A 19620-nucleotide genomic window follows, 5' to 3' on the forward strand; every position below is an offset into this window, starting at 1 on the left:
CGATAAGCGGGGGCCCTTCCTTACACGCCGAGGCGGGTGAGGATGAGCGACCGTACGGTCTTGGCGTCCGCGCCGCGGGTGCTCTTCATGACCGCACCGACCAGGGCGCCGGCCGCGGCCACCTTGCCGTCCCGGACCTTGGCCGCGATCTCCGGGTTGGCGGCGATCGCCTCGTCGACGGCGGCGGTCAGCGCGCCGGTGTCGGAGACGACCTCCAGACCACGGGCGGTCATGATCTCGGTCGGCGAGCCCTCGCCGGCCACCACGCCCTCCAGCACGGTACGGGCCAGCTTGTCGTTGAGCTTGCCCGCGTCGACCAGCCGTTGCAGCTCCGCCACCTGGGCCGGGGTGGCGCCGACGGCGGACAGGTCGACGCCGGCCTCGTTGGCCCGCCGGGACAGCTCACCCAACCACCACTTCCGGGCACCGGCCGGGGTGGTGCCGGCGGCGACGGTCTCCTCGATCAGCTCGACCGCACCCGCGTTGATCACGGACTGCATGTCGTGGTCGTTCAGGCCCCACTCCTGCTGCAACCGCCGCCGGTGCACCCGGGGCAGCTCCGGCAGCGCGGCCTTCAGCTCGGCCACCCAGGCCGGATCCGGGGCCAGCGGCACGAGGTCCGGCTCGGGGAAGTAGCGGTAGTCGGTGGCGGTCTCCTTGGAGCGCCCCGGGGTGGTGTCGCCGGTGTCCTCGTGGAAGTGCCGGGTCTCCTGGACGATCCGGCCGCCGCCGTCCAGCACGGCGGCCTGGCGCAGCATCTCCGAGCGGACCGCCCGCTCCACCGAACGCAGCGAGTTGACGTTCTTGGTCTCGGTACGGGTGCCCCACGCGGTCGAGCCGGCCGGAGAGAGCGAGGTGTTCACGTCGCAGCGCAGCGAGCCCTCCTCCATGCGGACGTCGGAGACGCCGAGCGAGCGGATCACGTCGCGCAGCTCGGTGACGTACGCCCGGGCCACGATCGGGGCCAGCGCGCCGGTGCCGGGGATCGGCTTGGTGACGATCTCGACCAGCGGGATGCCGGCCCGGTTGTAGTCGACAAGCGACTCGGTCGCGCCGTGGATCCGTCCGGTGGCGCCGCCGACGTGCAGGGTCTTGCCGGTGTCCTCCTCCAGGTGCACCCGTTCGACGCCGATCCGGACCAGCTCGCCCTCCACCTCGACGTCGAGCCAGCCGTCCACGCAGAGCGGTTCGTCGTACTGGCTGATCTGGAAGTTCTTCGGCATGTCCGGATAGAAGTAGTTCTTCCGGGCGAACCGGCTCCAGGACGCGATCGAGCAGTTCAGCGCGAGGCCGATCCGGATGGTGGCCTCGATCGCCGCCCTGTTGGCCACCGGCAGGGAGCCGGGCAACCCGAGGCAGACCGGGCAGACCCGGGTGTTCGGCTCGCCGCCGAAGTCGGTCGGGCACCCGCAGAACATCTTGGTCTTCGTGCCCAGCTCGACGTGGGTCTCCAGGCCGATCACCGGGGCGTAGCGCTCGACGACGTCGTCGTACGAGGGCAGGACGGTCGTGCTCATCAAGACTCCAGCTCTCGGGGCGGCGCCGGCCCCCCGGCGGCATCCGGACAGAACCCTGCAAGCCTAGTCGCTGCTCCGGCCGGTCAACCCGGCGGATCCGGTGCGGCGCCGGGGCGTACGAGACCGGTCTCGTACGCCAGGATCACCAACTGCACCCGGTCCCGGACGGCCAGCTTGGCGATCGCCCGGGTGATGTGGGTCTTCACGGTGAGCGGGCTGATGAAGAGCCGCCCGGCGATCTGCTTGTTGGAAAGGCCGGTGGCGACCAGTCGGAGCACCTCGCGTTCCCGGTCGGTCAGCACCGCCAGCCGTGCCCCGGTGTCGGTCGCCGCCACCGGGCGGTGTGCGAACTGTTCGATGACCCGGCGGGTGACGCTCGGCGAGAGCAGCGCCTCGCCGGCGGCCACGACCGCGACCGCCTGGCGCAACTGTGCCGGTTCGATCTCCTTGCTGAGGAACCCGCTGGCCCCGGCCCGCAGCGCGGCGAAGACGTACTCGTCGGTCTCGAAGGTGGTCAGGATGACGACCCGGCAGCCCGACGTCGCCGGATCGGCGACGATCCGCCCGGTGGCGGCGAGGCCGTCCAGGCCCGGCATCCGGATGTCCATCAGCACCACGTCCGGGTGCAGGGCACGGGCGAGCCGGACCGCCTCGTCGCCGCTGGCCGCCTCCCCCACCACCTCGATCTCCCGGCCCCGGGCGAGCAGGCTGCGAAAGCCGGCCCGCACCAGGGACTGGTCGTCGGCGAGGAGTACCCGGATCGTCACGGCCGGAAGCCTGCCACAGGTATCGTCGCCCGCACCGCGTACCCGCCGCCCTCGACCGCCCCCGCGGTGAAGGTGCCGCCGAGTGCGGCGACCCGTTCCCGCATCCCGGCGATGCCGTGCCCCTGCGCGGCGGCCGGGCCGCTGCCGCCGACGGTGACCCGGCCGGCGCCATCGTCGGTTGTCCGGCGGGTGCTCTCGTCGGTTGTCCGGCGGGTGCCGTCGTCGACGATGTCCAGCCGTACCGAGCGGGCGTCGATCTCGAGCCGTACCGTGACCCGCCTGGCGCCCGCGTGCTTCACCGTGTTGGTCAGTGCCTCCTGGATCACGCGGTAGCAGGCCAACGCCACCGGCGCGGTCAGCGTGCCGGGATCCCCGGTGACGTCGAGGACGACCACCAGCCCGCTGGCCCGGGTCCGGGCGGCGAGTTCGGCGAGGCCGTCCAGGTCGGCCTGCGGCGCCGGTGCGCCGCCCGCGTCGGGCGGCGCACCCGGGCCGCGCAGCACGTCGATCAGGGACCGCAGGTCGGCCACCGCCGTGGCCCGGACTTCCTGGGCGGTACGCAGCGCAGCCCGCGCCTCGTCGGTGGAGTCGTCCAGCGCCTCGTCCACCACCCGCAACTGCACGCCCACCACGGTCAGCGTGTGCGCCACCACGTCGTGCAGCTCGCGCGCGATCTGCAACCGTTCCTCAGCGGCCCGGCGCCCCGCCTCCAGCCGGCGTTCCTGCTCGGCGCGGGCCAGTCCGGCGGCGAGTTCGACGCGCCAACGCAACCAGTTCCGGTACGCGACCGCGACCGCGATCGTCAGGGCCAGGCCGAGCGCCTCCCCGCCGATCTCACCGATCGCCCGTTGCGGATCCTGACCCTCGACCGTCCACTGCCAGTTGACCGCGAAGGTCAGTTGGAACAGGCCGGCACCGACCGCCCAGCGCAGGCCGTGCCGGCGAGGGTTGTCGTCGGCCGCCACCAGGAAGAAGATCACCGTGGCGGGCCAGGCCCAGCCGGCCCCGGTCAGCTCGGCCGCCCGGAACGCGATGATCACCGCCAGGCTGGCGAGTAGCGTCGCCACCGGCCAACGACGGCGGAGCAGCAGGAACAGGGCGAGCCAGGCGGCCACCGGCCACGTGCCCGCGTGAGTGATCGGCGCACCGGCCACGGCGGTGCCGACCGGGACGCCGATCAGGGTCAGGCCGGCCAGGGAGAGAGTGTCCCAGGGCTGACGGTGGACGGCGGATCCACCGGCCGGGCCCGGTGGTCGCGTTTCGGCCGCTGTCATCCTGGTCTCCTCCCCGACGAGTGCTCGCCCGGCCGGCCGCCGTGGCGGCGCGGGGGCGATGACACCGACGGTAGGCGGTACGGAACGCCGCCGCGTCAGCCCTCGGCCGACGTCGTTACCTGCTCGGTTGGAGCAGGACCTACACCGGACGGGGTATCCGGCCGACGCCGGCTATGGTGCACGGCCGGCGAGGGCGTCGCGCAGTTCGCCGGCCCGGCGGCGGCCCAGGCAGAGCGGGCCCGTCACTTCCAGCCAGGAGCCGTCCCGGAAGGTGACCCGGAGCCGGGCGCCGTGCAGCCGGTGCCAGCGCCGCCGCGCGTCGGCGACCTCCGAACGCCGCACCGACCACAGTGGCTTGAGCTTCGCCGCCACCACCGGCTTCGCCGGCACGCCGAACGGGCGCACCTCGGTGGTGTTGCGGCCGACGCGGAAGACCCGCAGCCGCCGGTCGGTGACGACCACCAGCAGCCGGTCGTCCGTCGGCACCGCGCGTGCGTAGCCGGCAGCGACCGAGTCGGTCCTGCCGTGCGCGGCGCGCCCGAACAGCGATCGGATCAGCCAGTCGGTCGGGCCGCCGCCGCCGAGGTTGTCGACCGCCTCGACACCGCTGAGCACGACATCGGCCAGCCCTGCCCCGGCGACCTTCGCCCCGTCGCCGGGGGCCGGTTCCGGCGGCAGGGGCGGCGGGTCCGGAGCCGGGCCGTGCGGGCGCTTCGCCTCGCTCAGCGCGAGGATCGCCTCACCCGGGTCGAGCTTGCTGGTGACCGCGTCGGCGTAGCGATGGCGGTGGTCGGTGCCCACGGGTCAGCCCAGCGGATAGTCGTCGGCGGCGCTGCCCAGCACCTCCCGCATGGAGTCCTGCAACCGCCGGGTCGCCTCCCGCTGCGCCCGCCGGATGGTCCCGGTGATCTCCGCGCCGAGCTGGTCCGGGCTGTACCGCATGCCCCGCGAGGTGATGTCGACCCGGTCCACCCGACCGCCGTGGTCGACCGCCACCCGTACGGCACCGCTCTCGCTCTCCAGTTCGAGCGGCTCCGCCTGGAGCTCCTCGATTCGCCGGTTGAGCTGGAACTGCAGGCCGTCCAGGCTGTTCGCGAGCTGCTCCAGCCGGTCCAGCGCGGGATATTCCACGTCGTCCTCTCCTGCCCTCGTCCGGTCAGCCCACCGAGTCGATCAGATTCTGCACGCTCTTCGTGTAGGGGCCGATGTCCTCCCGATAGGTGCCGTCGGTCGCGTAGTTGCGATCCTTCCGGCCGTCCGAGATGTCATGGATCCCGACTGCGGTGTCCAGCGCCGCACCGCCCTTGCCGCTCAGGTTGACCGGCGAGATCTGGTTGAAGACGAAGCGGGGCACACCGACCTTGAGAGCATGCTCCGCCATGATGGCACGGCCCTGTGCGGTACGCCCCTGTTGCTTCCAGATGGCGTACTCCTTCTTGAGCTTGCGCAACTCCATCACCCGCTGACGGTAGCGGGTGAGCAGCGCCTTGACGTCGTCCAGCTTGCGGGCCAGCTTCACCAGAACCCGGACGAGCCTGCTGACGATCCGGGCGCCCCGGCCCAGGGTCATCGCCAGCCGGGCGAGCCAGCGTACGACGAACGCGGCGATCGACGCGCCGAAGCTGAGGAACGCCGCCGCGGCGGCGATGATCGCCTCGATCAGGAAGGCGACGAGGAACTCGAAAATCAGCTCACAGAGCAGGTTGAACGCGTCGACGGCCGCGTTGGCCGCCTCGACCAGCACCTCCTTGGCCGCGTTCAGCCCCTCGGCGAGCTGCCGGACGGTCTCCTCGACGTTGGCCAGTCCGGTCTGGAACGCCTGCTGCGCGGGGCCGCCCCAGGCCGGCGGCTGGAGCGCTGCCCGGTCGGCCTGCTGCTGGGCCGCGATGCCGAGCACGTCCTGCGACGCGGCGAGGCAGCGTTCCGCGCCCCGCATCAGGTCGTCGGGGTCACCGGCGACCTGCTCGAGAAGCTGCTCGAAGGGGGAGAGCACGGTCCGGGTGAAACCCTGGAGCGGTTCCGGCACGGAGCCGACGAACTGCTCGAAGTAGGTCTTGCTGCGTTCGAGCGCGACGGTCGACACTCGGCCTCCTGTCGTTTCCGGATGGTCTGGGCTGTGGACGGTCAGCCACCGGCGCCGAACCGCCCCTGCGCGGCGACGTCGCTGTTCAGGTACGCGTCCCGCTCGGCGATGACCGCGTCGCCGATCACCTCCATCACCTCGACGCCGTCCGCCAGGGCCTGGAGACACTCGTCCAGACACGACTCGTACTGGTCGTAGAGGGTGAAGGAGGCGGGCATGATGCCGAACGAGGAACGCCCGACGGCACCGTCGCGGAGCCGGCCACGGATCTCGTCGAAGTCGTCCGCTCGGGCAAAGCTGGTCTTGGAGAACGCCTCCAGCGCTGTCGGGTCTACCGTGAACCCGTCGCCTGAACCGCCAGTCATGCACGGCACCCTAGTGGATCAGGACGCCGGAAACTGCCCGCCCACCGCGAGCGGGCGAGCCGCCGGCCGGTCGACTGGTCGATCGAGAGTCTTAACCGCCCGGTCAACTGCGGCTATCTCCGTGTTGCCGGCAACCATATGCACTGTCCCGCATGACTTCCACCCCTGCCGACACCGGGCACACCCACACCCACTCCGGCACGAGCCGGCGTACGCTGATCGCGGCCGCCGGCGGACTGCTGACCCTCGCCGCCGCCCCCGGCACCGCGTACGCGGGCGAAACCGGCCTCGCGGCCGGGCCGCACCAGGCGCCGGGCACCGGCGCGTCCCGGGCGTCCCTGATCACCCAGGGCACCACGCTGGTCCACGCCGACCTGCACAACCACACTCTGATGTCCGACGGTGACGGTGACCCGGCGCTGGCCTTCGCCTCGATGCGGGACGCCGGGCTGGATGTCGCCGCACTCACCGACCACAGCACGCTCTTCTCGATCGAGGGACTCTCCCGCTCGGAGTGGGACCGCACCGGCCAACTGGCCGACGCCGCCGACGACCCTGGCCAGTACACCGCGATCCGGGGCTTCGAGTGGTCGCACCCGCTGCTCGGGCACGTCAACGTCTGGTTCACCGGCAACTACACCGACCTGCTCCAGTCGTCGAACATGAGCCGGCTCTACAGCTGGGTCGGCAGCTCGGGCGGGGTCGCCGGCTTCAACCACCCCGGCCGGGAGGTGGGCCGTTTCGACAACTTCCGGTACGTCGCCGGGGCCCGCGAGCCGATGATCGGCCTGGAGATGTTCAACCGGGGCGACGACTACCTCTTCGACGGCTGGGGCAGCGGCCAGAGCTCCCCACTGGTCGCCTGCCTCAACGCCGGCTGGCGGCCCGGCCTCACCGGGGTCTCCGACGAGCACGGCACCAACTGGGGCTTCCCGGAGGGCAAGGGCCGGACCGGCCTCTGGGTCACCCAGAACACCCGGCAGGAGGTGCTGGCCGCGATGCGGGCTCGCCGCTTCTTCGCCACCCGCGTCTCCGGGCTGCGCCTCGACGCGACCGCCAACGGGGTACGGATGGGCGGAGTCCTGCCGGTGAGCCGGGCCGACGTCACCTTCTCGGTCGACCTCGACCGGGGACCCGACTGGGTGGGCAAGCCGTTGAAGATCCAGGTCCTCCGACCCGGCACCTCCGCCCCGGTGGTGCCGCAGGTGGTCGACGTCGAGGCCGGCCGGGGCGTCGTCCAGTTGACTGTGCCGCTGGACATCGCCGACGGGCACTGGGTGGTGCTGCGCGTCTCCGACCCGAGCCAGCCGAACGGCAGCCCCGGACCGGCGAACCACCCGTGCAACGACTGGGGTGTGGCGTACACGAGTCCCTGGTTCCTCCAGCCCTGACCGGTCGGTCCGGCGCTGGCGGTCGGCGCCCACGAAGCCCCCGGCACCGCGCACGAAGCTCGGCGCCGGGGGCGCGTGGTACGGCGAGTTCTGCGATCAGTCGTGAACGACCTACAGTCCCCAGCCGTACCGGACACGGTCCCGGCCGGAGGCGTTGCGGACGGTCAGGTTCAGATTGGTGCCGCTGCCGCTGAAGGCGAACATCGAGTACCAGTCGTAACCGGAGCTGCCGGGCTTGCCACCGAGGGCGGGCCAGTAGGTGCCGCCCATCCGGTTGTCCCGCATGACCTGTGTGACGGCGCGGATGTGCCGCACGAAGTTGTCGGTGCTGTTCGCGTCGGCGTAGTTGAGGCCGGTGGACATCGGCGCACCGTACTCGGTCACGACCGCGCGGGAGGCGCAGTTCCCGAGCCGGGTCTGGATGTGGCTCCGGAAGGCGTCGTACGTCATCGCGCTGTAGAAGAAGGCGTAGTGGTGGAAGGAGAGCAGCGTGCCGTTGAAGCGGCTGTCGTTGCAGACGTCCCGCAGGTCCTGGCTGTAGCCGGTGCCGCCGATGAGCACCCGACCGGGCACCGCCGAGTAGTGGTAGCTGAGCCAGTTCGCGGCGACGTTGCGCCAGTCGGCCGAGCTGTAGCCGTGTGGCTCGTTCATCGGCTCGAAGTAGACGTTGGTGTTCGAGCCGTAGGTGTTGGTCACGCGGGACCACATCGTGTTCCACGCGGCGAGGTTCGTGATCCTACCGCCGGAGGCGGCGCCGTCCTCCCAGTAGGCGAGGATGACCTTGAAGCCGCGGGCGGTGGCGGCGTCGATCGCGCCCCGATAGTTGTTCCACCACGTCGTGCCGACGGTGTGGGTGTTGATCGGCAGCCGGACGGTGTTGACCCCCATGGCCGCCATGTCGTCGTAGAGGGCGTTGGCCTTGGCCCGCACCGTCGCGTTGCTGTCGGACTGACTCAGCCCCTGCACGACGAGCGGGCCGGTGCTGAAGTTGTCACCCAGCACGGCCCAGTTCATGCCCCTGAACTGGTTGGTGGCAGCGCTGGCCGGCGCCGCTCCGCCGACGGCGCCGAGCGGAATCAGCGTCAGGGCTGCCAGGGCGCTGATGAAGACGCGACCGGGTGATCGCCGACGGGTCGTCGATGCCTCGTCGTGTTGGGTCGTCAATGTCTCGTCCTTCCTCGGGGGATCCTGTCACCGGATACGGCGGATCCGTGCCATCTCGCCTGCGCATGGCTGCCCGCCTGGTACACCGGTGCGCCGACTCGGACTGGAGACGCTCGCGCCGGCGGCCGCAACACCCCAGCAACATCTTTCTAATCTGTTGTGCACGGCCGCGCGATTTATCGAACCAACTCGATCAAAAACAGTCACACCCGAACATACGAACCGCCCCGAGCGCTTCCCGGCCCCTCCGCGGCGGTCGACGTGCGGTCAGAAGAGGGTGAGGGGCTCGACCGGCAGCGGCTCGGACAGCGGCTCGACGCCCGGCACCCGGGCCCGCACCTCGGCATGGAAGCGCCGGGCGAGCGCGGGCGCCCCGGAGTTGTCCGGGGTGTGGATGAAGACGCTCGGGGAGCGTCCCTCGCGCAGCCATCCCGCGGCGACCTCGACCCAGTGCTGCCAGCCCTCGACTGTCCGCGCGTCGTCGTCCCGGCCGAGATACCGGATGATCGGCCGGTCGGTCAACGCGTCCGACCGGCGCGGCACGCGCGGCTTCTTGGTCCAGGCGTCCCGCTCGGCGTCACTGGCCGGCGGATCCCGGAAGAACGCGGTGGTGTCGAAGGGCACCCATTCGGCCGCCGCCTCGGTGAGCACGCCTTCGAGCAGCGCCGTCGCGGCCGGCTCGGTGAAGAAGGCGGGGTGGCGGACCTCCACGGCGTACCTGTAGGCGCTGGGCAGGCGGCGCAGGAATCGGGCGAGTGCGCCGACATCGGCGGGCCCGAACGAGCCCGGCAACTGGATCCAGAGGGCGTGCGCCCGGGAGCCGAGCGGCTCGATCGCGTCGAGAAAGACCCGGAGCGGTTCGTCCGCATCGGTGAGCCGGCGCTCGTGGGTGACGACCTTCGGCAGCTTGACCACGAACCGGAAGTCGGGATCGGTCTGCCGTGCCCAGGACACCACGGTCTCCCGGGCCGGCGTCGCGTAGAACGTCGTGTTCCCCTCGACCGCGTTGCACCAGCCGGCGTAGTGGCGCAACCGCTCGTGCGCCGGGGACGGGTGCGGCAGGAAACGCCCCTGCCACGCCTTCAGCGTCCACATCGCGCACCCCACGTACAGCCGCACCTTCCTCCGCCCCTCCCACCGGACCGACCACCACGACCCACGTACCGTATACGGCTCAGTGTCCTGTCCCGATCGCTCCGCGGCTGTCACACGGGACAGTCGAGGGTGGCGAAGCTATCGGCCTCCACCGGATGCCGCCGTTGCTCCGGTGCCATCGCGCACCGTCGCGACGACGAGATCGCCGTCGTGCCCGGTCTGGACCTCGATCGTGTACGGGGCCGGCGGCTCGACCGGCTCCGCGCGGAACCCGACAGTCATCAGGTGCCCGACCCAGGCCGCAGTCCATCCGTCGGGCAGGGCGGAGCGGAACTCCGCCGGGTCGCCAACTGCCTTGATCCAGTGGCCCGGGGCGGTCAGCTCTCGGGCCAGCCGGCCGAGCGAGTCGGCGTCGTAGGTGTGCAGCACGTGGCGTACCCGATGACCTGGCGAACCCACCTCGACCCGGAAGCCGCCGGGCACCTCGACCGGCGCGGGCGTCCCCCGGGAGACGGCCCAGCCCCGCCCCCAGGTCATCACCAGTTCGGAGAGTGAGTCAATCTGCTCGTCGTCGGCCAGATCGATGGTGCCGTGCGGCATTGCCGTCTCCCGTTCGTGGACCGACCACTGCACGCCGACCCTATGGCAGGTTCTGCATCAGCGGGCGGGTATGACCGGTCCCGCCACGCCGTTCACCTGTACGTCATCGGGCGTCTTATCCATGTTTGCCGTCACACAACGTTCACGTAACCGTGACGGGCCGGTAGCCGGATTGGGCGAGGGTGGCCGGGCCCAGAAAGGTGCCCGTCAGATGCCCCTGCTGACCATTGTCCTCCCCGTCTACCGGGTCCAGGCATACCTCCGCGACTGCCTCGACTCGATCCTGCGGCAACGCTTCACGGACATCGAAGTGATCGCCGTGGACGACTGCTCTCCAGACCACTGTGGAGCGATTCTCGACGAGTACGCCGCCCGCGACAGCCGGCTCCGCGTGGTACACCTGACCGAGAACGTCGGCCTGGGTGAGGCGCGCAACGTCGGGTTACGCCATGCGACGGGCGAGTACGTCTGGTTCGTCGACAGCGACGACTGGATCGCGCCCGGCGCACTCGCCGCCGTGGCGGACCGGCTACGCGCGGCGGAGCCGGACGTGCTGGTGGTCGACTACGCCAAGGTCTGGTGGAACAACAGCAGCCGGCACAGCACCCTGACGAACCTGGTCCGCGCCGAGGCGCTGCCGACGGTCTTCACGCTTGCCGAGCACCCCAACATGATCAAGCTGTTCCACGTCGCCTGGAACAAGATCTTCAAGCGCGACTTTCTCGTCCGGCACGAGATCGCCTTTCCGACCGGCCTCTACGAGGACGTTCCGGTCGGCTTTCCGGTGCTGATCCTCGCGGACCGGATCACCGTGCTCGAACGCGTCTGCGTCTACTACCGACAGCGCCGTCGCGGTGCGATCACCTCCACCCCCGGTTACCGGCACTTCGAGGTCTTCGACCAGTACGACCGGTTGTTCGCGCAGCTCGACGGCATCGGTGAACGCGCAGCGCCGTTCCGGACCCTGGTCTTCGAACGAATGATGTTCCAGTGCCTGCTCGTCCTGGAGAACCCGGAACGGGTCGCCCGCTCCCAGCAGCGGGAGTTCTTCGCGGCGCTGGCAAAGGCATACGCCCGGCACCTGCCCGCCGCCGGCTACGCGAGGCCGGGCGGGCGGGGCCGGGTCAAGCATCTCCTCGTCGCCCGCCGCGGCTACGCACCCTGGCTGGCGCTGCGGACGATCCTCCGGCTGCGCCGCCGCATCGGAAGCCAGCTGAGGAAGGTGCAGCAGGTGGTCCGGCTGCGCACCCGGCTCAGGATGCTCTACTACCGGCTCCAGACCCACCGGCCGCTCGACCAGAAGCTGGCGGTTTTCTCCTCGTACTGGGGCAAGGGCTACGGCTGCAACCCGGCGGCGATCTACGAGAAGATGGCCGAGCTGGCCCCCGACGTCCGGGGCGTGTGGGAGGTCAAGCCGGGACAGGAGCAGGCCGTGCCGTCCGGCGTCGAGACGGTGACGATCGGCACGCTCCGACACCTCCGAGCCCTCGCCCGAGCCGGACACCTGGTCTCGAACGTCAACTACCCCGGCTGGGTCGTCAAGCGGCCCGGCGCGGTGCACCTGTCGACAAACCACGGCACCCCGGTGAAGGCGATGGGGGTCGACCAGCTGAAGTTCCCCGCCGGCATCCGGGGGATGAACATGGACTGGCTGCTGGAGCGCTGCGACCGCTGGACCTACAGCATCAGCCCGAACGCCTACACCACCGAGATCTGGGAGCGGGCCTACCCGTGCGGCTACGAGACCCTGGAAACCGGCTACCCGCGTAACGACGTGCTCGCCAACGCCACCGGTGAGGACGTCGCGGCGGCCCGGGAGCGGCTCGGGCTGGCGCCGGGGCAGCTCGCCGTCGCGTACCTGCCGACGTACCGCGACTACGAGTTCGGCAGCGACGCCCTCTTGAACGTCGGGCGTTTCGCCGACCAGCTCTCCCCCGAGACGGTGCTGCTGGTCCGGGTGCACCACTTCGACCGCACCATCGTGGCCGGCGACCATCCCCGGATCCGGGACCTCTGCGATCATCCCCGGGTCGAGGACATCTATCTCGCCGCCGACGTGCTGATCACCGACTACTCCTCCGTGATGTTCGACTACGCGGTGCTGGACCGACCGCTGGTGATCTTCGCGGCGGACTGGGACACCTACCGGACCAGCCGGGGGGCGTACCTCGACGTGTTCGCGGAGGGGCCGGGGGTGGCAGCCCGTACCGAGGAGGAACTGGTCGAGCTCTTCCGCTCCGGCGAGGTCTACGGCGAGCGGGCGGCCTCGGCCAGAAAGGTGTTCCGGCAGCGCTTCTGCTATCTGGACGACGGTCGGGCGGCGGAGCGGGTGGTTCGCCGGGTCTTCCTCGGTGAGCCCCTGCCGGCTCCCCCGACGACCGGGGCGGCGGTACCGGTGGTCTCCGCCGGACAGTTGCCGGAGATGCGCTCCGTCGCCGACGACACGCAGCTGCCCGACCCGCCGACCGTCGACGACGACGTCACGGAACTCGACGGCGCCGACCTGCCGGACCCGCCCACGCCCGCCCACGGCGGCGTCCCGGACCGGTCCGCGGAACCGGATGCGCTCATCGGCCCCTCCGTCCGCTGGTACTCCGGCACCGTCCCCGCCGCCTCGGAGCCGCCGCGCTGATCATCAGCATGCGCAACAAGGCACTCTCCTGACCTGACCTGGTGAGGCCGGCCCCAGATCTTGACGACTTCTTGTAGCGGGAGGTGCAAGAGATCGTCAAGGTCTGGCCCTGTCGCAGGCTGCGGACCGGCCGCCTAGAGTTCCGGCGGGGTGAGGGTGCCGATCACCGACTCCAGCGCGGCACCGACCCGGTACATCCGGTCGTCCGCCATCGTCGGCGCCATGATCTGCAACCCGACCGGCAGCCCTTCCGACAGCCCGCACGGCACCGAGATGCCCGGCCCGCCGTAGAGGTTGGTCGGGATGGTGAAGAGGTCGGCCAGGTACATCTGGTAGGGATCCGACGTCCGCGAGCCGAACGGGAACGCCACGAACGGCGTGGTCGGCGAGATCAGCACGTCGGCCTGCGCGAAGGCGGCGGTGAAGTCGCGGGTGATCAGGGTACGCACCTTCTGCGCCTGCCCGTAGTAGGCGTCGTAGTAGCCGGACGAGAGGGCGTAGGTGCCGATCATGATCCGCCGCTTGACCTCGGGGCCGAAGCCGGCGTCCCGGGTCAGCGACATGACCTCCTCCAGACCCCGGTTGCCGTCGTCGCCGACCCGCAGCCCGAACCGCACCCCGTCGAAGCGGGCCAGGTTGGAGGAGCACTCGCTCGGGGCGATCAGGTAGTACGCCGGCAGCGCGTACTGGAAGTGCGGGCAGGAGACCTCGACGATCTCGGCGCCGAGCTTGGTCAGCGCGTCGACCGCGTCCCGGAAGGCGGCCATCACGCCCGGTTCGGCACCCTCGCCGGAGAACTCGGCGACCAGGCCGACCTTCACCCCGGTCAGGTCGCCGCTGGCACCGGCCCGAGCGGCGGCGACCACGTCCGGCACCGGGGCCGGGATCGAGGTGGAGTCGCGCGGGTCGTGCCCGCCGATCACCTCGTGCAGCAGTGCCGCGTCCAGCACCGTGCGCGCGCACGGGCCGGGGGTGTCCAGCGACGACGAGAAGGCGACCAGTCCGTATCGGGAGGTGCCGCCGTAGGTGGGCTTCGCCCCGACGGTGCCGGTCACCGCGCCCGGCTGCCGGATCGAGCCGCCGGTGTCCGAGCCGATCGCCAGCGGCGCCTCGTACGCGGCCAGCGCGGCCGAGCTGCCGCCGCCGGAGCCGCCCGGAATCCGGCCCAGATCCCACGGGTTGCCGGTCGGCCCGTACGCCGAGTATTCCGTGGAGGAGCCCATCGCGAACTCGTCCATGTTGGTCTTGCCCAGCATCACCGTGCCGGCCTCGCGCAACCGGCGCACGATCGTCGAGTCGTACGGCGGACGCCAGCCCTCCAAGATCTTCGAGCCGACGGTGGTCGGCACGCCCCTGGTGGTGAGCACGTCCTTGACCGCCACCGGCACCCCGGCCAGCGGCCCCAGCTCCTCCCCTGCGGCGCGCCTCGCGTCGACCTCGCGGGCGGCGGCCAGCGCGCCGTCGGTGTCGACGTGCAGGAAGGCGTGCACCCGCTCGTCGACGGCGGTGATCCGGTCCAGGTGTGCCCGGGTCACCTCGACCGCCGACGCCTCGCCGCCGGCGATGAGGGCCGCGATCTCGGTCGCGGTCATCCTGGTCACGTCAGCCACGGTGGTCACCCGTTCCCTTCCGCCGCGCCCTCGCCGCGCGGGCTGGGCGGTTCGTCCTCGTCCAGGATGCGCGGCACCCGGAACCGGTCCTCCTCGCTGTCCGGCGCCCCGGAGAGCGCCTCGTCCCGGGTCAGGCCCGGCACCACCACGTCGTCGCGGAGCACGTTGGTCAGCGGCACGGAGTGGGAGGTCGGCGGGATGTCCGCGGCGGCCACCTCGCCCACCCGCGCGACGGCCTGGAGGATCACGTCGAGCTGGCCGGCGAAGGTCTCCAGCTCCTCCTCGGTGACGGCGAGCCGCGACAGTCGCGCCAGGTGCGCGACCTCCTCGCGGGAGATGGCGGACATCGGTGCCCCCTTCGTGCGGTGACGTCTACGCGGCGGGCTGGACAGCAGCAGCTCTCGCCGTCGACTTCCCGGCGCGGCGTGGCACGCGCGCCGTGACCTGAGCGAGTCTATTTGTGACCCCGACCCGTGCCGCCTCCGACTCCCCCGAAGCCGCTTCCGGCGCGCCGCCGCCGGCCCGTTCACTCCACGCTCGGATGCAGCCGTCCCGCCGCGTCGGCCGCCGGGCGTGGTCGGCCCGCCGCCTCCGGCGGGCTGCCGGCGACCTCCCCGCCCATGCCTAGCTGGGTGGTCGGGCTGACCGGCCGGTACCGGGCCAGCCAGGTGACCAGGTCCTCCGCCGGCATCGGCCGGGCGAAGAACCAGCCCTGTGCGGTCTCGCAGCCGGCGGCGTGCAGCAGCCGCCAGGTGCGCTCGTCCTCCACCCCCTCGGCGACGACCCGCAACCCCAGGGCGCCGGCCAACTCGATCATCGACCGGACGATCGCCGCGTCGTCGGCGTCGGACACCATCCCGAGTACGAAGGAGCGGTCGACCTTCACCTCGGCCAGCGGCAGCCGGCGCAGGTGCTGCATCGACGAGTACCCGGTGCCGAAGTCGTCGAGCGAGATCGCCACCCCGAGCCGGTCCAGCCGGGAGATGGTGGCCAGCACCCGGCGCGGGTCGGCCATCAGCGCCCCCTCGGTCAGCTCCAGCTGGATCCGCGACGGCGGTACGCCGTACTCGGGCAGCCGCTCCGCGATCTGGTCGACGATCTCCCCGGTGTGCAGGTCGCGGACGCTGACGTTGACCGACGCCCGCAGCTCCAGCCCGGCGGCGGACCACTTGGCGAGCTGCTCCACCACGTCGTCGACGACCCGGCGGGTCAACAGCCGCATCACCGCGCTCTGCTCGGCGACCCGGATCAGCTCCTCGGGGTCGACCATGCCGCGCCGGGGGTGCCGCCAGCGCAGCAGCGCCTCCACCCCGACCACCTCGCCGGTGGCGATCGCGACCTGGGGCTGGTAGTAGAGGGTGATCTCCCCCGCGTCGTCGGCACCGCCCTCCAGGACCCGGCGCAGGTCGGCCAGGAGGCTCAGCCGCTCCGCCGAGTTGTGGTCGGACTCGGCGGCGTAGACGGCGACCGGGTCGCCCCGGTGTTTCGCGTCGTACATCGCCACGTCGGCGTGGCGCATCAGGGTGGCGAAGTCGTCGCCGTGCTCGGGGTAGAGGGCGATTCCGATGGAGCCGCCGACGTCCAGCGGCAGCCCGTCCAGCGGCACCGGGTCGGTCAGCTCCGCGACCACCCGGTCGGCGACCTGCCGGGCGCCGGCCACCCCGTCGAGCCGGGTGGCCAGGATGGCGAACTCGTCCCCGCCGAGCCGGGCGATCACGTGCGGCGGGCGTACCGCCGCAGTCAGCCGGGCGGCGACCTCGACCAGCAGCCGGTCCCCGACGGCGTGCCCGAGGGCATCGTTGACGTGCTTGAAGCGGTCCAGGTCGAGCAGGAGCAGCGCCAGGTGGCCGCCCGGCCCCTCCCGTCCGGCCAGCCCTTCCCGGCCGGCCGGCTCGGCGTGCATCGCCAGTTGCTCGGTCACCTCGGCGCGCAGCGCCTCGCGGTTGGCCAGCCCGGTCAGCGGGTCCCGCCGGGCGAGCTGCTCCCGCTCGGCGGAGAGCCGGGCCATCCGGGAGACCGCGTAGAGCGGCAACACCATCATCGGCACCAGCGCCGGGCTGGTCCGGGCGGCGGCGACCAGCACCGGGCCGAGCAGCAGCAGCGATCCGGTGGCGAGCAGTTCGAAGCCGAGACCCTGCCGGATCCGGCTCCACCACCGGCCACCGAAGCGCAGCCGGACGGCGGTGGCGACCAGCCCGTGGTTGACGGTCAGCCAGGCACCCGCCGCGCCGACCGCGACGACGACGTCGAGCGGCCGGAGCCGGCCCGCCAGCCCGAAGCCGCCACCGGGGGCGAGCCGGACGGCGGCGTCGGCGGCGACGAGCGCGCAGGCGTACTGGGCGATGTTGAAGACGGTGCGCCAGGGCGCGTACCGCATCCGCCAGCCGGAGACCAGCACGGCGGCGGCCTGCACGGCGATGGCGGGGCCCGGACCCCACTCCAGGGCGATGGCGAAGGTGAAGCAGATCGACGGGAAGACGGACATGCTGCGCCGCTCGGCGTGCGGGCTGAACGGGCGGGCGTCGAAGCTGACCGCGAGCGCCGCCATCAGCCAGAATGCCAGCGGCAGCCGGGTCAGGTCGCCGGGGAGGGCGAGCAGCGACCCGGCGGAGACCCCGGCGGCCAGGGCCACGACCGCCCAGACGAAGCCGAAGAACGGCGCCGTCCGATCTGGAGGGACGGAGTTCCGCAGCGCGGCGGCCTCCATGGGACCTCCCGGCCTCTCGGTCAGGGCGCGGCCAGTGCCGCGCGGCGTGTCTCCCATGAAACGCCCCGACCCGGGTCGCACGGAGGCGACAGACGCGAATCGGGTCTAGTCGTGACTAACTTGAAATACGCCGCATCTCGACCAATCGATTTCGTTACATAACGCTGATGACTCAATTACTGGTTGTCACTGATTACGAGCCTACCCGCCGCCTCCGGCCCCTCGGCGAGCAGCGCGGCGAAGCCGGCCTCGTCGAGCATAGGCACCTTCAGCGCGGCGGCCTTCTCCGCCTTCGAACCCGGGTTGTCGCCGACCACCACGAAGTCGGTCCTCTTCGACACCGATCCGCTGACCTTGCCGCCCCGGATCCGCACCTCCTCGGCCGCCCGGTCCCGGGTGTACGCCGACAACGTCCCGGTCACCACCACGGTGAGCCCCTCCAGCGGGCGCGGTCCCACCTCGACCCGCTCCTCGGCCATCCGTACGCCAGCCTCGGTCCACTTGCGCACCACCTCGCGGTGCCAGTCCACGTCGAACCACTCCCGCAGGCTGACCGCGATCGTCGGGCCGACACCGTCCACCGCCGACAGTTCCTCCTCGCCGGCCGCCTCGATCGCCGCGACCGAGCCGAACTCCCGGGCCAGCGCCTCGGCGGCGGTCGGGCCGACGTGCCGGATCGAGAGCGCCACCAGCACCCGGGACAGCGGCCGGTCCTTCGCCGCCGCCAGACTCTCCAGCAGCTTCTCCGCGTTGCGCCCCAGCGTGCCGTCCTTGCGGACGAAGAACGGCACCCGGGAGAGCCGCTCGGCGTCCAGGTCGAAGATGTCGCCCTCGTCGCCGATCACCCCGGCGTCGAGCAGCGCGCCCACCGCCTTGAAGCCGAGCACCTCGATGTCGAGCGCCTCCCGGCCGGCCAGATAGAAAATCCGCTCCCGGAGCTGCGCCGGGCAGCTCCGGGCGTTCGGGCAGCGGATGTCGACGTCGCCCTCCCGGGAGGGCGCCAGCGGGGTGCCGCAGGCCGGGCACTGCTCCGGCATCACGAACGCCCGGGCGCCGGCCGGGCGCAGCTCCACGATCGGCCCCAGCACCTCCGGGATGACGTCGCCGGCCTTGCGGACCACCACCGTGTCGCCGATCAACACGCCCTTGCGCTCCACCTCGTGCGCGTTGTGCAGGGTGGCCCGGGCCACGGTGGAGCCGGCCACCTTCACCGGCCGCAACTCGGCGAACGGGGTCACCCGGCCGGTCCGGCCGACGTTGACCTCGATGCCGAGCAGCTCGGTGGTGACCTCCTCGGGCGGGTACTTGAAGGCGATCGCCCAGCGGGGTGCCCGGCTGGTCGAGCCGAGCCGGCCCTGGACCGCCACCGGGTCGACCTTGACGACCACGCCGTCGATCTCGTGCTCGACGTCGTGCCGGTGCGCGGCGTAGTGGTCGATGTACTCCTCGATCCCGTCCAGGTCCGGCACCACCCGCCAGCGGTCGCTGGTCGGCAGCCCCCAGCCGCGCAGCGCCGCGTACGCCTCGGACTGGGCGACCGGCGCGAACCCCTCCCGCGCCCCCAGCCCGTGCACGACCAGCCGCAGCGGCCGGCTTGCGGTGATCCTCGGATCCTTCTGCCGTAGGCTTCCCGCCGCCGCGTTGCGCGGGTTGGCAAAGGGCGCCTTTCCCTGCTCGACCAGCCCCGCGTTCAGGTCGGCGAAGGCCGCCACCGGGAAGTAGATCTCACCCCGCACCTCCAGCAGCTCGGGAACGGCCCCGGTGCCGTCGGCCAGCCGCTCCGGCACCTCCTTGAGGGTGCGTACGTTGGCGGTGACGTCCTCGCCGATCCGGGTGTCGCCCCTCGTGGCGGCCCGGACCAGCCGGCCGCGCTCGTAGGTGAGGTTGATCGCCAGCCCGTCGACCTTCAGCTCGCAGAGGAAGTCGACCGCCTCACCGGCGTCCCGCTCGACCCGCTGCACCCAGGCGGTCAACTGCTCCCGGGTGAAGGCGTTGTCCAGCGACATCATCCGCTCGATGTGCGGCACCGGCGTGAAGAGCGTGGAGAAGGTGCCGCCGACCCGCTGGGTCGGCGACTCCGGGGTACGCAGCGCCGGATAGCGTGCCTCCAGGGCCTCCAGCTCACGCAGCAGCGCGTCGAACTCCGCGTCCGAGACGATCGGCGCGTCCAGCACGTAGTAGCGGTATTGATGATCGGTGATCTCGGTGCTCAGCTCGGCGTGCCGGTCCCGCGCCTCGGCCGTCGGCTCCTCGCCGGCCGCTGCCTCCTGCTCGCGGCTGACCTGCTGCGGGATCGCTTCCTCGGACACTTCCTGACCTCCTCGAACCTCCCGCCACCGTAACCGCCCGAAGGTGCAAGGAAGGGCCCCCCGTTATCGCTTTCTGTAGAAGAAGGGCCCCTTCCTAACGGCTCAT

General features: G+C 71.6%; 16 protein-coding genes. 2 read left to right on the plus strand and 14 right to left on the minus strand.

Annotated elements, in window-relative coordinates; translation table 11 throughout:
- Positions 1–20: 20 nt before the first annotated feature.
- The 7 genes from gatB to ACN28C_RS30740 all read right to left on the minus strand — a co-directional run bounded on the left by gatB (position 21) and on the right by ACN28C_RS30740 (position 6006).
- Positions 21–1517 carry an Asp-tRNA(Asn)/Glu-tRNA(Gln) amidotransferase subunit GatB gene (gene gatB, locus ACN28C_RS30710; protein ID WP_422770974.1) on the minus strand — a complete coding sequence of 499 codons (1497 nt, stop codon included), beginning with the start codon at positions 1515–1517 and terminating at the stop codon, positions 21–23.
- Between the two features lie 83 nt (positions 1518–1600).
- Positions 1601–2284 (minus strand): response regulator, encoded by a 684-nt coding sequence (locus ACN28C_RS30715; RefSeq protein ID WP_422770975.1) that lies wholly within the window; start codon positions 2282–2284, stop codon positions 1601–1603.
- Complete coding sequence (locus ACN28C_RS30720) at positions 2281–3558, minus strand: sensor histidine kinase (protein ID WP_422770976.1); 1278 nt, start codon at positions 3556–3558, stop codon at positions 2281–2283. The genes ACN28C_RS30715 and ACN28C_RS30720 overlap by 4 nt, the downstream gene beginning before the upstream one ends.
- Positions 3559–3729: 171 nt before the next feature.
- Positions 3730–4359 (minus strand): hypothetical protein, encoded by a 630-nt coding sequence (locus tag ACN28C_RS30725; protein ID WP_422770977.1) that lies wholly within the window; start codon positions 4357–4359, stop codon positions 3730–3732.
- Between the two features lie 3 nt (positions 4360–4362).
- Positions 4363–4689: a YbaB/EbfC family nucleoid-associated protein gene (locus ACN28C_RS30730; protein ID WP_422770978.1), complete on the minus strand. Its 327-nt coding sequence runs from the start codon at positions 4687–4689 to the stop codon at positions 4363–4365.
- A 25-nt stretch (positions 4690–4714) separates the two neighbouring features.
- On the minus strand, positions 4715–5641 hold the full coding sequence (locus ACN28C_RS30735; protein ID WP_422770979.1) for a WXG100 family type VII secretion target: 927 nt from the start codon (positions 5639–5641) through the stop codon (positions 4715–4717).
- A 41-nt stretch (positions 5642–5682) separates the two neighbouring features.
- On the minus strand, positions 5683–6006 hold the full coding sequence (locus ACN28C_RS30740; RefSeq protein ID WP_422770980.1) for a hypothetical protein: 324 nt from the start codon (positions 6004–6006) through the stop codon (positions 5683–5685).
- Positions 6007–6158: 152 nt separating this feature from the next.
- Between ACN28C_RS30740 and ACN28C_RS30745 the strand changes: the two genes are divergently transcribed.
- On the plus strand, positions 6159–7397 hold the full coding sequence (locus tag ACN28C_RS30745; RefSeq protein WP_422770981.1) for a CehA/McbA family metallohydrolase: 1239 nt from the start codon (positions 6159–6161) through the stop codon (positions 7395–7397).
- Between the two features lie 111 nt (positions 7398–7508).
- On the opposite strand, the gene ACN28C_RS30750 is transcribed toward ACN28C_RS30745, so the two are convergent.
- The 3 genes from ACN28C_RS30750 to ACN28C_RS30760 all read right to left on the minus strand — a co-directional run bounded on the left by ACN28C_RS30750 (position 7509) and on the right by ACN28C_RS30760 (position 10256).
- Positions 7509–8561, minus strand: coding sequence for a glycoside hydrolase family 5 protein (locus ACN28C_RS30750; protein ID WP_422770982.1), 1053 nt, complete (start codon positions 8559–8561; stop codon positions 7509–7511).
- Positions 8562–8828: 267 nt separating this feature from the next.
- A complete protein-coding gene (locus tag ACN28C_RS30755; protein WP_422774875.1) occupies positions 8829–9656 on the minus strand; it encodes a DUF72 domain-containing protein in 828 nt (275 codons plus the stop codon).
- A 138-nt stretch (positions 9657–9794) separates the two neighbouring features.
- A complete protein-coding gene (locus tag ACN28C_RS30760; RefSeq protein ID WP_422770983.1) occupies positions 9795–10256 on the minus strand; it encodes a hypothetical protein in 462 nt (153 codons plus the stop codon).
- Positions 10257–10467: 211 nt separating this feature from the next.
- Between ACN28C_RS30760 and ACN28C_RS30765 the strand changes: the two genes are divergently transcribed.
- Complete coding sequence (locus tag ACN28C_RS30765; RefSeq protein WP_422770984.1) at positions 10468–12888, plus strand: bifunctional glycosyltransferase/CDP-glycerol:glycerophosphate glycerophosphotransferase; 2421 nt, start codon at positions 10468–10470, stop codon at positions 12886–12888.
- Positions 12889–13022: 134 nt separating this feature from the next.
- Here the strand turns inward: ACN28C_RS30765 and gatA are convergent, their stop codons facing one another.
- The 4 genes from gatA to ligA form a co-directional block, all read right to left on the minus strand.
- Complete coding sequence (gene gatA / locus ACN28C_RS30770) at positions 13023–14480, minus strand: Asp-tRNA(Asn)/Glu-tRNA(Gln) amidotransferase subunit GatA (RefSeq protein WP_422774876.1); 1458 nt, start codon at positions 14478–14480, stop codon at positions 13023–13025.
- Between the two features lie 23 nt (positions 14481–14503).
- Positions 14504–14845 (minus strand): Asp-tRNA(Asn)/Glu-tRNA(Gln) amidotransferase subunit GatC, encoded by a 342-nt coding sequence (gene gatC / locus ACN28C_RS30775; RefSeq protein ID WP_422770985.1) that lies wholly within the window; start codon positions 14843–14845, stop codon positions 14504–14506.
- Between the two features lie 179 nt (positions 14846–15024).
- Positions 15025–17205, minus strand: a complete 2181-nt coding sequence (locus ACN28C_RS30780; protein ID WP_422770986.1) for a putative bifunctional diguanylate cyclase/phosphodiesterase — start codon at positions 17203–17205, stop codon at positions 15025–15027.
- A 176-nt stretch (positions 17206–17381) separates the two neighbouring features.
- Positions 17382–19514, minus strand: a complete 2133-nt coding sequence (gene ligA / locus ACN28C_RS30785) for an NAD-dependent DNA ligase LigA (protein ID WP_422770987.1) — start codon at positions 19512–19514, stop codon at positions 17382–17384.
- Positions 19515–19620 lie beyond the last annotated feature (106 nt).

Origin of the sequence: Plantactinospora sp. WMMC1484 (genome assembly GCF_049315195.1) — a bacterium.
Lineage (GTDB): Bacteria > Actinomycetota > Actinomycetes > Mycobacteriales > Micromonosporaceae > Plantactinospora.

Bases quoted from the DNA above. Each gene is read 5' to 3' on its own strand.
- ACN28C_RS30755 (WP_422774875.1), bottom strand. From the start codon at position 9,656: ATGTGGACGCTGAAGGCGTGGCAGGGGCGTTTCCTGCCGCACCCGTCC.
- ACN28C_RS30765 (WP_422770984.1), top strand. From the start codon at position 10,468: ATGCCCCTGCTGACCATTGTCCTCCCCGTCTACCGGGTCCAGGCATAC.
- gatA (WP_422774876.1), bottom strand. From the start codon at position 14,480: ATGACCGCGACCGAGATCGCGGCCCTCATCGCCGGCGGCGAGGCGTCG.
- ACN28C_RS30780 (WP_422770986.1), bottom strand. From the start codon at position 17,205: ATGGAGGCCGCCGCGCTGCGGAACTCCGTCCCTCCAGATCGGACGGCG.
- ACN28C_RS30720 (WP_422770976.1), bottom strand. From the start codon at position 3,558: ATGACAGCGGCCGAAACGCGACCACCGGGCCCGGCCGGTGGATCCGCC.
- gatB (WP_422770974.1), bottom strand. From the start codon at position 1,517: ATGAGCACGACCGTCCTGCCCTCGTACGACGACGTCGTCGAGCGCTAC.
- gatC (WP_422770985.1), bottom strand. From the start codon at position 14,845: ATGTCCGCCATCTCCCGCGAGGAGGTCGCGCACCTGGCGCGACTGTCG.
- ACN28C_RS30740 (WP_422770980.1), bottom strand. From the start codon at position 6,006: ATGACTGGCGGTTCAGGCGACGGGTTCACGGTAGACCCGACAGCGCTG.
- ACN28C_RS30745 (WP_422770981.1), top strand. From the start codon at position 6,159: ATGACTTCCACCCCTGCCGACACCGGGCACACCCACACCCACTCCGGC.
- ACN28C_RS30760 (WP_422770983.1), bottom strand. From the start codon at position 10,256: ATGCCGCACGGCACCATCGATCTGGCCGACGACGAGCAGATTGACTCA.